This is a genomic window from Arthrobacter sp. NyZ413, assembly GCF_049390645.1.
GTDB lineage: Bacteria > Actinomycetota > Actinomycetes > Actinomycetales > Micrococcaceae > Arthrobacter.
On record NZ_CP155434.1, the window covers coordinates 2582679 to 2597135 of the forward strand.

A 14457-nucleotide genomic window follows, 5' to 3' on the forward strand; every position below is an offset into this window, starting at 1 on the left:
AACCCGGGGTTGGGTTCCCAGACTCAGCGAGCAGGCTCGAATCTCGTGGCTACCGCTACTTGTTGAAGTACGGGACGATCAAATAGATCCCGGCCAGCACTGCGACGCCGCAGGCCGCGAAACACACATAAGCCAGTGAACGGATGGCGACGGGCGACTTGCGCTCCGGATCGCCCGCAATGGCCGTCAGCCGCACGCCGAGCGCATAGAGGACCACCAGGACGACGGCGGCCACGAGGGTTGCCCCCGCAACCTCGAGCAGTTCCAACCATTTCATGCCTGGATATCCTTACTGACGTTCTTTCCGGACCGCTGTTTCCCCGACTTTTTCTTGCGGAAGCGGACAGCGGTTCCGGCTTCCTCGACTTCCACGGCGTTGTGGTGGCCCACGTGCGATTTCCTGGAGTACCAGAACATGTAAACCACGACGCCGATGCCCGCGACGGCGGCGATGACCACGCCGACGGTGCCGGCACCGACCAGGAGGCCGGTCAGCGCACCCACGACGGCGGCGGCCGGCAGCGTGAAGAGCCACCCGACGGCGATCCGGCCGACCGTGCCCCATCGCACCGACGTGCCGCGACGGCCGAGCCCGGACCCGATGACCGAGCCGGAGGCGACCTGCGTGGTGGACAAGGCGAAACCGAGATGGGACGAAGCGAGGATGGCGGACGCGGTGCTTGCTTCCGCCGAGAAGCCCTGTGCGGGCTTGACCTCGGTGAGCCCGGCACCCATGGTCCGGATGATGCGCCAGCCGCCGGCATACGTGCCGATGGCTATCGCGAGGGCACAGACGGCGATGACCCAGATCTGCGGTCCGCTGCCGGTCGGTTGGGTGCCCGCCGCAATGAGGACGAGGGTGATGACACCCATCGTCTTTTGCGCGTCATTGGTGCCGTGGGCCAACGCCACGAGGCTCGACGTGAAGATCTGGCCGGTCTTGAAACCGCCACGCTTCTGGGTCAGTTTGTCGCCGGTTTCGGGGTCGTGCCGCGAAGTCAGGGCGTAGGCGAGCTTGGTGCAGACATAGGCAACGATTCCGGCGAGGAGGGGCGAGAAGACAGCGGGCAGGATGACTTTCTGCAGCACAGTGTCGAAGTTGACCGAGTGGAATCCGATGCCCACGATCGCGGCTCCGATGAGGCCCCCGAAGAGGGCGTGCGACGAGCTGGAAGGCAATCCTTTGAGCCAAGTGAACATGTTCCACAGAACGGCGCCCATGAGGCCCGCGAAGATGATCTCGGGTGTGATGTGGACGCCGTCGGTGCCTTCCCGGATGATTCCTCCGGAAATGGTCTTGGCCACTTCCGTGGAGAGGAACGCGCCCACGAGGTTGAGGGCCGCCGCGAGGGCAACGGCCGTCTTGGGTTTGATGGCACCGGTGGCAATGGGCGTAGCCATCGCGTTTGCGGTGTCGTGGAACCCGTTGGTGAAGTCAAAGAAGAGGGCCAACGCTATGACAAGCGCGACCATGAAGGTGATTTCCACCTGGTGCCCAATCTGCAGAGTCTAAGATGCGCAGTTCCACTCCCCCGGGCCGGCCTAGCGCACCACACGTTCAGCAAGAGTTAATCTGGCCGCAGTGGTGATATTCATGATGGCGGGCATGGAACCTTATGAATCCTACGTGGCTATGCCTGCGAGGCCAAACATAAGAATCAGTCAAGGAACCGGCGGATGGCCGCGATATCGCTGCGCGACAGGCCACGCCGCGGGTCCGGTGAGATCCAAAGCACACGGTTTCCAAGGAATTCGGCCCACGAGCGGGCCGCGGCTTCGAAGTTGAGCTGGTCGTCCATCCAGACGATGCGTTCAGCTCCGGAAACCTCGATGTCCCTTTGCACCGCATCCAGCTTCCACCACTCGGGACTGAGGTCCCAGCCTTCGCTGGTCAGGACCGGCCAGTCCTCGCCATGGAGGCCGATCGCCGGGCAAAGAAGCTCCGGGGCCAGGTGCTGCCACGTGGTCAACCAGACGAACCTGGCCCGGGGGTGCGCAGCAAGTTCGTTGAGGCCCTCCACCAATTCGGCGGCGTAGATGACGTCGAGGATGCCGGCGTCGGCAATTTTCCATTCAGTACCCCAGTCCGTGAAGCCCATGGGACCGAAGGGGTTCACCACGCCGTCGACGTCAAGATACAGCGACACTGTGGTCATGGGTCCCCTCCCTGACGTGGCCACAAACCCAGAGTAAGGCACCCCGGGGATGTCAGTGCCGTGTTGGGGCGCTTTGCCTGACCAGTTCGCGTGCCGGGTTACCGGCGAAAACGCCTTTCGCGGGAACCTCTTCGCCTTTCATCAGGAACGAGTCGGTCATGAGTTCGGAGCCTTCATGCATCGTGGTGCCATAGTGGACGAAAGCACCGACGCCAAGGGTACAGCCTGGACCAATGGAGATGCCGTCCAGCTTGAAGGCGCCGTCCTCCATTGAATGGCACTGCACCACGGATCCCGCATTCAGGGTGCAGTAGTCCCCGATGGAAACCAACGTCCTTTCGGGTATCCCGCATCCGTCGTCGAAGACCTTTTTGCCCATGCGAACCCCGAGAATCCGCCAAACCACCGGCTTGAACGGCGTGCCGCTGAACATTTGCACGATTCCCCCGGCGGTGAGCTTCCAGTAGCGCTCGTGCCGCCAGAAGCGCAGGTCGTAGATGGAGCAAAAAGTCGGTGCAAGCCTTCCGAAGCCGAGGGATGCCCGCTCCACGATGACTGTGAGGAGGCTGGTGGTTGTGAGCATTGTTGCCACGGCGGCAAGCGCCCCGAGCCCTCCGGCAGCCGGAAGGAAGTCCTGCGCTGCCCACGCTGCGAGAAGAATCACGTACAGCTCGACCCACCGGGACAGCAGGTAGAAGAGCACTGTTACCGTGTTGTGCAAGTTCTTGGCCGGGAGCCGGCGCCGCAGTTCCGCGGGCGTCCTGAAGCTGTCGAAGGTGCTGTCGCGGTTCACTGTGCGCGGTATTTCAAAAGGAGGCGACCCGAGGAGGCCCACCCCCTGGCGGAGCGGACCGTCCAACGGCACCATGGTCTTTGTCCCAAGGAGGCAGTTGTCCCCCATCCTTGCCCCGGCCGGATAGGCGATGTTGTTGCCGAAAAAGCTCTTCGCCCCGATCACGGCGGGCGAGACGCGGAATGCCGTGCTTGAGAAGTCGGCGTTGACGATCGAGAGGCCATCGGAAACCATGGTGCCGCTGCCGACGGTGGTGAGGGTGGGGCTGTCATGCTTGAGCCCGACGCCGAAATTGGATCCGGTCTGCACCATGTGCGGCTGGCTGTACCCCAGTAGATCCAGGTAGTACACGATCAGGGAGCTGTCTCCGGTCAGCTGGAGCAGTGCCTTGAGGTTGGTCAGGCGCAAGACGGTCCGCAGGAATCCGAAGCGAACGCCGTAAAGGGGATAGTCCCTGCCCGGAACCAGGAGCAAGGCCAGCAGCCTCGGCAGCGTGGCGGCGAGGGCGAAAGCGGCCAGGATGCTGCCGAAAAGGAGAACGGCCGAGAGCAGCAGGAGTGCCTCCCAGAAACGCGGCTGGGCGGGGTTTATTTCCCCCGCAGGGAGCGAGGCAAGAACGACGTCGATGGCTCCAAGCCCGATGGATGACACCAGGACCACATGGACCATGACGCTCCAGAAGCTGAAGGCGGCCCGCCGGGGGCTCCCGCAGTTGGCCTGTCCCGCCCGACGGTAGCTGACGTTGGTGGGCTCAGCCGGCGACCCGGCCCAGGCGGCTCCCGGGGGAACGCTCTGGAAGCGATGCAGGGCTGAGCTGTGCCCCAACTGGGCGTCGTCGCCCATGGCAGTGTCAATGTCCAGTGTGGTCAGTTCGCCGATCAGGACATTGTTGCCCAGGGTGACCGGCCCGGTCTGGATCCGGCCGGCGTGGGCACGGTAGCAGTTGAACGTGGAGTCCTTCCGGATGACGGTGTCCGCCCCGATTTTCAGGAGGTCGGTACAGGCCGGAATCTTCGAGGAGAGGATGGTCACCCGCGGGCCGACCCTGGCCCCCAGTGCCCTGAGGTAAAGGGGGAAGATAGGCGTCCCGACGAACATCCGGACGGGACTCGTCGCGACCAGGGTCTTGACAAACCAGAAGCGGACGTAGGCCAGGGACCAGATGGGGAACTCCTTGGCCTTCCACCGGCCGATGAGCGCCCATTTGAGCATGACGGGCAGGACTGCCAGTGCCAGGAACGATATGCTGCCGACCACGACGGAGCGCGCCACGATGTCCCCGGGCCGCCGCGAGCCGCCGATCCACTCTTCGCCGGCGAAGGGGATGAGGACAACAAGGTAGGCGTAGGCCAGGGCGGCGATCGCCTGCAAAACGCCGCACAGCACATAACGGCCGGTCGCAACGCGCAGGAAGGGTTCAGCCGCGGCGGCTTCCCTGCCTTGGGCGCCGGCTCGGTAAGCCGTCGCGGCTTTCACGGCTGAGCCGGCGTTTGCAGCGTCCAAGGCAGCCGCCAGGGCTGCGATGGTCGGATACGTGTAGACATCGCGCATTGAGACCGAGAGTGGCGTGGCTCCCCTGCGCACGTTCGCGCAAAAATGCGCCATCAGCAAAGAGTTCGCCCCGAGGTCGTCGAAGAAATTGGCGGTGGTGGAAGCCCGATCGAGTTGCAAGGCTGCGGCCAAAGCCGGGGCGAGGAGTTCCTCGGTGGGCGTCGCCGGTTGGGTATCGGCAAAGTCCGCACCGATCGCGCGCGGACCGGTGGGATTCGGAAGGCTCTTGCGGTCCGCCTTGCCGCTGGCCAGCATGGGCATGGCCGCCAGCAACTGGAAATAGCCCGGCACCATGAATCCGGGAAGGCGCCGCCGCAGCCAAGCGAGGATGTCCCCCGTTTCCAGCATGACCCCGTCCTGGTGGACCGTGTAGTAGGCGGCGAGTTCCGTTGTCCCCGGTTCGGGCTCCCAGGTTTTCACCACAGCCAACGCAATCCCTGGTAGCTGCAGGAGCACGTTTTCGATCTCGGCCAGCTCGATCCGGTATCCACGGAGTTTCACTTGAGTGTCTGTCCGGCCGTGGTATTCGATTTCTCCATCGTCGTTGAACCGACCGAGGTCGCCGGTGCGGTAGATGCGGCGGGAGGGATTTCCCTCAAGGCCGAGAAAGTCCCCAATGAATGACTTCTCCGTCAGCTCGGGGCGGTTGATGTAGCCCCGGGCGAGGCCGATGCCTGCCAGGCCGATCTCGCCCAGCTCGCCGTAAGGCAGGGCGCGATCGTGGTCGGGGTCCAGGATCACCGCCGAATAGCCGGGAAGCGGGGTCCCAAGGGTGACGGGCCGGTGGGGGTCCACCACTCCCCAAGTGGCTGTCACCGTTGCCTCGGTGGGCCCGTAGACATTGAGGAACCGGCGTCCGGGTCGATGCCATCGCGCGATGAGGTCGGGCGGGCAGGCCTCCCCCGAAACGAGCAAGAAGCGCAGCCCGGGAAGGTCGTCGTCGAGCGTGGCGAGCAGCGTCGGTACGCAGCACAGCGCAGTGATGTTCCGGGTTCCGATGAACTCCGCCAGGTCCGGCCCGAGGAGGTTGTTCCCGGCCGGTCGGGGCACCAGCGTCGCTCCGACCTTCCACGGTACCCAGATTTCCTCGACGGAGAAGTCGAAAGCCACGGTCATGCCTTGGTATACGCGGTCGTGGAATTCGTATCCATAGACGTCGGCGGCAACCCGGACGAAGTGGCAGATGCTGGCATGGGCTATGGCCACGCCTTTGGGCAACCCGGTGGATCCCGAGGTGTAGATAATGTAAGCGAGGCCATCATCCGCGATCCCAGGCCCCGCGATCTCAAGCCCCGTCCAGTCCACCCGCCCTGGATCAAATGCCGCGATGCGCTCGTCCTCTTCGTTGACGCAGACGGCTTGTGCCGCTCTTTTCAGCGGCAGGCGCTCTGCCAGGTGGGACGTGGTCAGCACGACGGTTACCTCGGCGTCGGAGAGAATATAGGAGATTCTTTCGGACGGGAATGCCGTGTCGATGGGCACATAGACGGCATGCGCCTTGAGGACTGCAAGCATGCCGACGTATGACCGCACGGCCTCGTCGAAGAACAGGGCGATCCGATCGCCTTGGCGTACTCCGCGGGCCATGAGGTAACGGGCGAGCATGTTCGCCCGGGCGTCCAGTTCCGGGTAGCTTATGGCGCCGCCCGGCGTCTCAACTGCCGGATGGTCGCCCTGTCCTTCGGTCTGTAGTTGGTCGCATCGTTCCTCGAAGAGCTGTTCCAGCCGCTCGCCGGGACTCCACCGGATGCTCTTGTCCCGAAAGGCACTGGCTAGGACCGGGGAACGGTCCGGGACCCTACCGTGGCGCATCGCCCGGGATCCCCGCGGTGATGCTGCCCTGTTTTGCGACGGCAGTCTCTTCGACCAAGGCGGCCAGCAGCAGCTTGCACGCTGCGTCGGTGATCTCTTCCGTGATGATCAGCGGAGGAAGGAGCCTGACGACGCAATCGTCCCGCCCGCCGCACTCAAGCATCAGGCCAAGCTCCAGGGCCCTTCTTTGCACAGCACGGGCCAAGTCTCCGGCGGGGCGGCCCGTCACCGGATCGGCCAGCTCGATTCCCCACATGAGGCCCCAGCCGCGCACCTCGCGCACCCAGGGATTGCCGGCCAGCGGCTCGAGAAGGAGGCCGATCTGCGTTCCGCGCCGGCGGACGTTGTCCAGGACGTTATCGCGCTGAATGATCTCCACTGCCGCGGCTCCTGCCGCGAAGGCAAGCTGGTTGCCGCGGAACGTGCCCGTGTGGGCGCCCGGGAGCCAGCGGTCCAGCTTCTTGTCGTAGATAATCACGGCAACCGGAAGGCCGAATCCGCTCAGCGCCTTGGAGGCGATGATGACGTCCGGCTCGATCCCGAACTGCTCAAACGCGAACCAGGTCCCTGTCCGGCCGCCTCCCGTTTGGATCTCATCGACAATCAACGGAATGTCCAGTTCGCGCGTTACGCGCCGCACTGTCCGCACGAATTCCTGGGTGGCCCGGACCACCCCGCCTTCCCCCTGGATCATCTCCATGATGACGGCCGCTGGGCGCGGAATGCCCCCGAGCGGGTCCTTGAGCGAATTTTCGAAGAACTGCACGCAGTTGGTCGAACAAGTTTCGGGCCGCAAGCCAACGGGACACCGTGAACAATAGGAATAAGGAAAGAAGTGAACACCGGGCAAGCCGTTCGCGACCGGTGCCTTCTGCTCGACGAGTCCCGACAAAGCCATGCCGGCCGCGCTGCTCCCATGGAATCCGCCTTGGAAGGAAACAATGTCCCCCCGTCCCGTTGCCGTCTTGCATAGTTTGATGGCAGCATCGACCGCGTTTGCCCCGGCCGGTCCGCAAAAGTGGATCTTCATCCGGTTCGCGAGCCCCTGGGGAAGCATGGATAGTTGGGCCGTCATGAACGCGTCCTTGGCAGGCGTTGGCAGGTCAAGTCCATGGGTCAGCGTGCCCGCTTGGCCTGCCACAACCTCAGTCAACTCCGGATGGCTGTGGCCCAAGGTCAAAACCCCGGCGCCCGACAGGAAATCAATGAACACATTGTCATCGACGTCCCGGACAAACGCACCGGCGCCCTCGGCAATGGCTATTGGCAGGTGCCGCGGATATGTGCGGGCGTTGGATTCATCGCGTTCCTGGCGTGCCAGCAGTTCGGCGGACCTGGGTCCCGGCAGGGCTCCGGTCACGTGGGCCGCGCTAAACGTAGCCGGCCGCGGGAGAACGTTCATGGCAATCTTGTCCTTATCTCACGGATCCGCAGACGCGGGTCGGATTATTTGCCCTCCCGGGCCCAGGTGTCCAGCCACGGGAAGAACCGGGGACGCATTGGTCCGCTAAGGCGCTGGTGCGGCCTCCTCACTCGGGTCGTGCAACCGGAAGGACCGAAGCACAGCATTCCGGGCGTCCTCAAGGACGGCCGCCCGTATGGCGACATCTATCCGGATGTCCGAGGCCGATATCAGTTCGACGTCGATTCCGGCGGCTGCAAGGGACCTGAAGAGCCGGGAAACGACCTTTCCCCCGGCACGCATTCCCAGCCCCACCAACGAAAGCCTTGCGATGCCGGCGTCGTATTGAAGGTCCTCGAAGCCGATGGCGGGCTGGGCCGCTGACAATGCTGCACGAAGGCGGTATCCGTCCCGACGATGGACCAAAAGCGAGAGTTCACTCGTGGCTCCGCTCCCGGACGGGACGTTTTGCGTGATCATGTCGACGTTGGCCTTTTCGCCGGCTATGACCTCGAAGATACCGGCGGAGCTTCGCGCTTCGTCCGCCACTCCCACCACCGTCAGTTTCCCCACGGACGTGTCACCGAGGACGGCAGAAACGACAGGCTGCTCAACGCCGGATGCCTTGTTCCAGCGCGACCCGTGATTGAGTGCCGGGAGGACCAAGGTGCCCGCCGTTCCGTTGAAGGAAGAGCGTACATGGATGGGGACGTCGAAACGGCGGGCATATTCGACGCACCTGGGGGCCAGGATCCTGGAACCGCAGGCTGCCAGTTCCAGCATCTCCTCGGTGGAGATGACGTCGATTTTCCGCGCCATTGGCACGATCCGCGGATCCGCGGTGAAGACGCCTTCCACGTCTGTGTAAATCTCGCATATGCCGGCGCGCAATGCCGCGGCCAGGGCTATCGCCGTGAGGTCGGAGCCGCCCCTGCCCAGGGTTGTCACCTCTTTGCTCTTGCGGTGTTTCCCTTGGAAGCCGGCGACGATAGCCACTTCTTCATGGTTCAGGCAGGCGCGGATGCGATGCGGATCCACTGCGACAATATGCGCCCTGCCGTGGACGCCATCAGTGATGAGCCCCGCTTTCTTGCCGCTGAACGTCCGGGAGGGAACCCCCAGGTCTGCCAGCGCAATCGCCAGCAGCGTGACGGAAATCCGTTCACCGGTGGTCAGCAACTCGTCAAGTTCGCCACCAGGCGGACGGGAGCTGAGGGCTGCGGCGAGGTGGAGCAATTCGTCGGTGGTATCACCCATCGCCGATACCACCACCACCAACGGATGCCCGACCGTGCGTGTGTCGGAGATCCTCCGGGCAACACGCTTTATGGCCGCAACGTCAGCGACCGATGAGCCACCGTATTTCTGGACGATGAGATCCTTGGCTCGAAGATTTGTAGGCGGACGAAGCGGGTCCAAAGCCAGGGATGTTGCCGAATCCGGGCGGATCCGGACCCCGGCTGCCTGTTGGTACATGGTGCCTCCTGAAGACCGCACCCCCTTTTTGAGATTACAACGTTTTGGCAACACCGGCGGTTCACTTAGGCAACTTAAAGCTCCGCTTTCGGCGCGGGAATACAGCACCCGCGCCTATCTAAATTCAAAATCTTGACGTCCGTCATGAAAATGATATCTTCGAGATATGGAAAACCACACTCCGGATTCCGGCAATTCCCCGACGTCCGCCGAACTCGACGCCGCCGATCCCCTCGCCGCGCAGCGTGCGGCTTTCTTCTCTCCTGACGAAGGGCAACTGGCGGCGTACCTGGACGGCAATTCGCTTGGACGCCCCCTCAAGGCCACCGCCTCGAACCTCGCCTCCTTCGTCCAGGACGCCTGGGGAAGCCGGCTGATCCGCGGCTGGGACGAACAATGGATGGATGAACCCACCGTGGTCGGAGACCGCATCGGCGAGGTCACCCTGGGCGCGGCGGCGGGCCAAGTCACGGTGGGCGACTCAACCTCAGTGATGCTCTATAAGCTCATCCGCGCCGCAGTCGACGCGCAGCCGGGCCGCGACGAAATCGTGGTGGACCAGGACAACTTCCCCACCGACCGCTTCATCATCGAAGGCATCGCCGCCGAAAAAGGCGCGTCCATCGTATGGGTTTCCACCAATCCCGGCAGCGGGGTCCGCACCGCCGACCTGCAGGGACTCGTCGGCGAACGCACCGCCGTCGTCGTGCTCAGCCATGTTGCGTACCGCTCGGGCTTCCTCGCGGACGCAAAGGCGATCACGGCGATGGTCAAGGACGCCGGCGCGCTCATGCTCTGGGACCTCTGCCACTCCGTGGGCTCGGTGCCCCTGGAACTGGACGACTGGGGAGTGGACCTCGCGGTCGGATGCACCTACAAATACCTCAACGGCGGGCCAGGCTCGCCGGCCTTTGCGTACGTGAATGCCTCGCAGCAGGGCCGTTTGCGGCAGCCCATCTGGGGCTGGATGGGGGCGGACAACCCCTTCGGCATGACGGAAAACTACAAACCGGCCACGGGTATCCGGAGCTTCATCACGGGCACGCCGCCGGTCTTGGCGATGCAACCGCTCAAGGACATGGTGGAACTGATCGCGTCCGTAGGCATGGAGGCAGTGCGGGAGAAATCCATCAAACTCACTGAATACGCGATCTCCCTGGCGGAGGAGCTGCTGGTCCCGCTGGGCGTCGAAATTGCGAGCCCGCGCGACCCGGCAGAACGCGGCTCCCACATCATGGTGGACCATCCCTTGTTCGGCCAAGTCACCACGGTGCTTTGGGAACGCGGCGTCATTCCGGACTTCCGCCCGCCGCACGGCCTGCGGATCGGGCTGTCGCCGCTGAGCACGGGATACGCGGAACTCGAACTGGGCATGACCGCCATCCGCGATGCCCTCGCCGAACTCTTGTGAGTGCCGTCCTCGATGACATGGACTCCCGTCCGGGGAGCACCACCTCGTTGCTCCGGACGGTAATCGGCCTGTACCTGCGTGACGCCGGCGGATGGATGTCCACTCAGCACCTCGTTGTCCTCATGGCGGCGCTTGACGTCGCCCCGGCCATCACGCGGACTGCGTTGTCGCGGCTGAAGAAGAAAGGAGTGGTCGTCCCGCAAGTGCGTCACGGCGCTGCCGGCTTCGTGATCACGGAGGGCGCCGCAGCCATGCTCGCCCGCGGCGACCGCCGTATCTTCAATCCGCGCTCGATGTCCGCAGGCGACCGCTGGTGCCTTGTCTCGTTTTCCATACCGGAAAAGGAACGGGAAAAGCGGCATCAGTTGCGCCGCAGGCTGCATTGGGTCGGGTGCGGGATGGTCGCGTCAGGACTATGGATCAGTCCGGACTTCCTGCGGGACGAGGTCGAGGAGATCCTCCAAGACCTCGGTGTGCGCGGCAAGGCCACCATGTTTACCGCCGACACCCCGCAGGTGGGAGGCAGCCTGCGCGAGGCCGCGGCCGCTTGGTGGGACCTTGACGCCGTGTCGGAACTGCATCGCGATTTCATCGGCAGGTTCGCGTCCGGCCAGGATCCTTCGGCCGAAGCCTCCGCCGAAACCTTCGCCACCTTCGTGCGGTGCATCGACCACTGGCGGACCATTCCGTATCTTGATCCCGGTTTGCCGCCGGAATTCCTTCCGACGGACTGGCCCGGCGCGGAAGGGACCAATGTCTTCCGACGGATCGTCTCCATATCCTCGCAGCCAAGCAGGGAATTTGTCCGGTCGGTAGCGGCCAATAGTACGTGATGCCCCGGGAGACCAGGAGTAGTCTGGATTCGTAAGCTTCCCAACGGCGGTTGGTTTGCGAGGTTGCCATGAAACGTGCGTGGATGCGTTGGTTGCCGGCGGCGCTGGTTCCCGTTGCCTTTACGGCCGCGGCGTTGGCTGGTTCCTACCAGGCGGGTGCGGCGACGAGCCTGCCGCACAAGTCACCGGCGGAGGTCATCGCCATGATCGGCCACGCCAATGTGCAGGCCTTGTCCGGCACGCTCCAGCAGACTTCCGACCTCGGTCTTCCGAGCCTCCCGACCACGGGGCCGGCCGCCACGCAGGGTCCAGCCTCCACGCTCGAGCTATTGACCGGTTCGCACACTGCGCGCGTGTACATGGACGGGCCCTCGAAGGCCCGGTTCCAGGTCATGGACCTCCTCGCGGAACGTGACTTGGTCCGCAACGGGAATGACGTCTGGCTTTACAACTCGGCTGACAACAGCGCGGCCCACGTGACGCTGCCGGTCCGGCAGTCCGCGGAAAGGGCGCTCCCGTCCGCTCCGGCAACGCCGGGGATGACCACTCCCGAGGCCCTTGCGCAGCGCTTCCTCGCCGCCGTCGAACCCAGCACCGACGTGACTGTGGGCGATGGAACCATGGTGGCGGGGCGCACGGCGTATCCGCTCGTCATCACCCCGAAGAGCAACGGAACGCTCGTGGACTCGGTGACGATCGCCGTCGACTCCGCGACAGGGCTCCCCTTGAGCGTGGACGTCCGGGCACGCGGCCAGGCCGCTTCGGCGTTCTCGCTTGCATTCACGGATGTGAACCTGTCGGCGCCCGACGTCGGGCTGTTCGCTTTCACGCCGCCTCCCGGTGCCGCCGTGGAACAGAAGTCGATTCCGGCGGCTCCCGGGCAAGAAGCGAGGCCAATGGTGCCGGGCGCGTCCGGGAAGGCCCTCCCGGTCCATCCGACGATCACAGGCAGCGGATGGGACGCCGTCATGGCATTCCCGGCGGGAGCGATGCCTAGCCAGGCCAGGACCGCACCGTTGCTGTCCCAGCTCACGCAAGCCGTTCCGGGTGGTCGCGCACTGACCACCAGCTTGGTGACGGTTCTCATGCTCGACGACGGCCGCGTCTTCGCGGGGATGGTGCCACTTGAGCGGCTGCAGGCTGTGGCCGCCGCGAAATGACGGAAGACACCCTGCCGGCTGAACTGGCGATAGAAACCCGTAGCCTGAGCAAGCGCTTCGGCCACCGAGCCGCCGTCGACGACGTCCACCTCGCCGTCCCGCGCGGCTCGGTCTTTGGCTTCCTCGGACCCAACGGGTCCGGCAAGACCACCACCATCCGCCTCCTGCTCGGGCTGGCGGGGGCGACGACGGGCAGCATCCGGGTGCTCGGCGGGGACATGCCAGGCCAACTCTCGGCTGTCCTGCCCCGCGTGGGTGCCTTGGTGGAAGGACCAGCGTTCTACCCTTTTCTTTCCGGCGCCGCGAACCTGAGGCGGTTGGACAGCGCCGATCCCCACGCCCCGGCGAAATCAAGGGCGGCACGCGTCGACGAAGCGCTGGAAAGGGTGGGCCTGACCCACGCGGCGGACAAAAAGGTCCGCGCGTACTCGCTCGGCATGAAACAGCGGCTGGGGATTGCCCATGCCCTGACGAGGCCGAGGGAACTCCTCGTGCTTGATGAACCCACCAACGGGCTCGACCCCCAGGGCACTCGGGAAGTGCGAAGCCTCGTGCGGTCCCTGGCTGCCGGGGGAACCACCGTCTTCGTGTCCAGCCATCTCCTCGCCGAGGTGGAGCAAATGTGCACCCATGTGGGGGTGATGAGCACAGGCAGGCTTGTGGCACAAGGCACGCTTCGCGAACTTCGGGCGGCCGGGACGGCGACGATGCGGCTGCAGACGCCGGACACCGAAACGGCGATCCGCGTCCTGGCCGGGCTGGGCCTGCACTCCGAACTTTCGACCGCGGGGCCGGGCTCCGATGGCCAAAACCTGGTCAGCACCGGACCGTCCAGTTTGCAACTGGCTCCCGAAACCGTGGTGGCGGCACTCGTGGCCGAGGGCGTGCGTGTCAGGGGTTTCGGCGTCGAAAACGCCTCTTTGGAAGAGCGCTTCGTCTCGTTGACTGGAGAAGGCTTCGATGTTGCCGGCTGAAGCCGATCCCCCAGCAACGATGCCGCGGCTGACGGCACCCCGGCCGACGAGCCCGTGGGCACTCCTTGCCTCCGAGCTCGCAGTGTTGTTCGGACGGCTGCGGACGTGGGCCTTGTTGCTGGCACTCGCCGCGATCCCGCTCCTCATCGCCGCGGCGGTCAAGCTCAGTTCCCATCCGGTAGCCCCTGGCCGTGGCCCGCCCTTCATGGATCGCATCACCCAGAACGGGCTCTTCGTGGGCGTGACTGCGATGGTGGTTTCCGTGCCCCTGTTCCTGCCGCTGACCATCGGCGTGGTGGCCGGAGACACGATCGCCGGCGAGGCGAACCTCGGCACGCTCAGGTACCTGCTCGCGGCGCCCGCGGGACGGGTCCGCTTGCTGCTCGTCAAGTACGCCGCTGCGTCCGCGTTTTGCCTGGCAGCGACCCTGGCCGTGGCCGCCGCGGGTGCCCTGGCCGGCGTCGTGTTCTTCCCCGTGGGCCCGGTGACGCTGCTGTCCGGGGACACGATCGACGTCGGCGAATCCGTGGTGCGGTTGCTGCTCATCGCCGCGTACGTCACGGTGTCCCTCTTGGGGCTGTCGGCCGTGGGGCTCGCCATTTCCACCTTCACGGACGTGCCGGTCGGAGCCATGGCGGCCACTATCGTGTTGTCCGTGGCATCCCAGGTCATGGACAGCCTCCCGCAATTGGACTGGCTGCATCCGTGGCTGTTCAGCCATTACTGGCTCAATTTCGCCGATCTGTTACGGCAGCCGGTTTCCTGGGCAACCTTCGGCGACAACGCCATCCTGCAAGCCGGGTACATCCTGGCAGGAGGCGCCGTGGCTTTCGGCAAGTTCACGGGCAAGGATGTCCTGTCCTGAACAGCGGGCTGCCGTAAGCTCGAG

General features: G+C 64.7%; 11 protein-coding genes. 5 read left to right on the forward strand and 6 right to left on the reverse strand.

What is annotated here, in order from left to right:
- Positions 1–55: 55 nt before the first annotated feature.
- From ABCW42_RS12100 to ABCW42_RS12125, 6 genes are all read right to left on the reverse strand, one after another.
- A complete protein-coding gene (locus tag ABCW42_RS12100; protein ID WP_423181483.1) occupies positions 56–277 on the reverse strand; it encodes a hypothetical protein in 222 nt (73 codons plus the stop codon).
- Positions 274–1488: an inorganic phosphate transporter gene (locus ABCW42_RS12105; RefSeq protein WP_423181484.1), complete on the reverse strand. Its 1215-nt coding sequence runs from the start codon at positions 1486–1488 to the stop codon at positions 274–276. Before ABCW42_RS12105 ends, ABCW42_RS12100 begins: the two co-directional genes overlap by 4 nt.
- 170 nt (positions 1489–1658) lie before the next feature.
- Positions 1659–2156, reverse strand: a complete 498-nt coding sequence (locus ABCW42_RS12110) for an HAD domain-containing protein (RefSeq protein WP_423181485.1) — start codon at positions 2154–2156, stop codon at positions 1659–1661.
- Between the two features lie 52 nt (positions 2157–2208).
- The gene (locus ABCW42_RS12115) at positions 2209–6312 is read right to left on the reverse strand and encodes a Pls/PosA family non-ribosomal peptide synthetase (protein WP_423181486.1); all 4104 of its coding nucleotides are present in this window, start codon (positions 6310–6312) and stop codon (positions 2209–2211) included.
- Positions 6299–7714: a diaminobutyrate--2-oxoglutarate transaminase family protein gene (locus ABCW42_RS12120; protein WP_423181487.1), complete on the reverse strand. Its 1416-nt coding sequence runs from the start codon at positions 7712–7714 to the stop codon at positions 6299–6301. The genes ABCW42_RS12115 and ABCW42_RS12120 overlap by 14 nt, the downstream gene beginning before the upstream one ends.
- A gap of 105 nt (positions 7715–7819) precedes the next feature.
- Positions 7820–9190, reverse strand: coding sequence for an aspartate kinase (locus ABCW42_RS12125; RefSeq protein WP_423181488.1), 1371 nt, complete (start codon positions 9188–9190; stop codon positions 7820–7822).
- A gap of 166 nt (positions 9191–9356) precedes the next feature.
- Between ABCW42_RS12125 and ABCW42_RS12130 the strand changes: the two genes are divergently transcribed.
- The 5 genes from ABCW42_RS12130 to ABCW42_RS12150 all read left to right on the forward strand — a co-directional run bounded on the left by ABCW42_RS12130 (position 9357) and on the right by ABCW42_RS12150 (position 14433).
- Entirely contained in the window at positions 9357–10601 is a 1245-nt protein-coding gene (locus ABCW42_RS12130; RefSeq protein ID WP_423181489.1) for a kynureninase, read from the forward strand.
- Positions 10598–11434, forward strand: coding sequence for a PaaX family transcriptional regulator C-terminal domain-containing protein (locus ABCW42_RS12135; protein ID WP_423181490.1), 837 nt, complete (start codon positions 10598–10600; stop codon positions 11432–11434). Before ABCW42_RS12130 ends, ABCW42_RS12135 begins: the two co-directional genes overlap by 4 nt.
- A gap of 83 nt (positions 11435–11517) precedes the next feature.
- Complete coding sequence (locus tag ABCW42_RS12140; protein WP_423181491.1) at positions 11518–12594, forward strand: DUF2092 domain-containing protein; 1077 nt, start codon at positions 11518–11520, stop codon at positions 12592–12594.
- Entirely contained in the window at positions 12591–13568 is a 978-nt protein-coding gene (locus tag ABCW42_RS12145) for an ABC transporter ATP-binding protein (RefSeq protein ID WP_423181492.1), read from the forward strand. The genes ABCW42_RS12140 and ABCW42_RS12145 overlap by 4 nt, the downstream gene beginning before the upstream one ends.
- A 19-nt stretch (positions 13569–13587) precedes the next feature.
- Positions 13588–14433: an ABC transporter permease gene (locus ABCW42_RS12150; protein WP_423184878.1), complete on the forward strand. Its 846-nt coding sequence runs from the start codon at positions 13588–13590 to the stop codon at positions 14431–14433.
- Positions 14434–14457 lie beyond the last annotated feature (24 nt).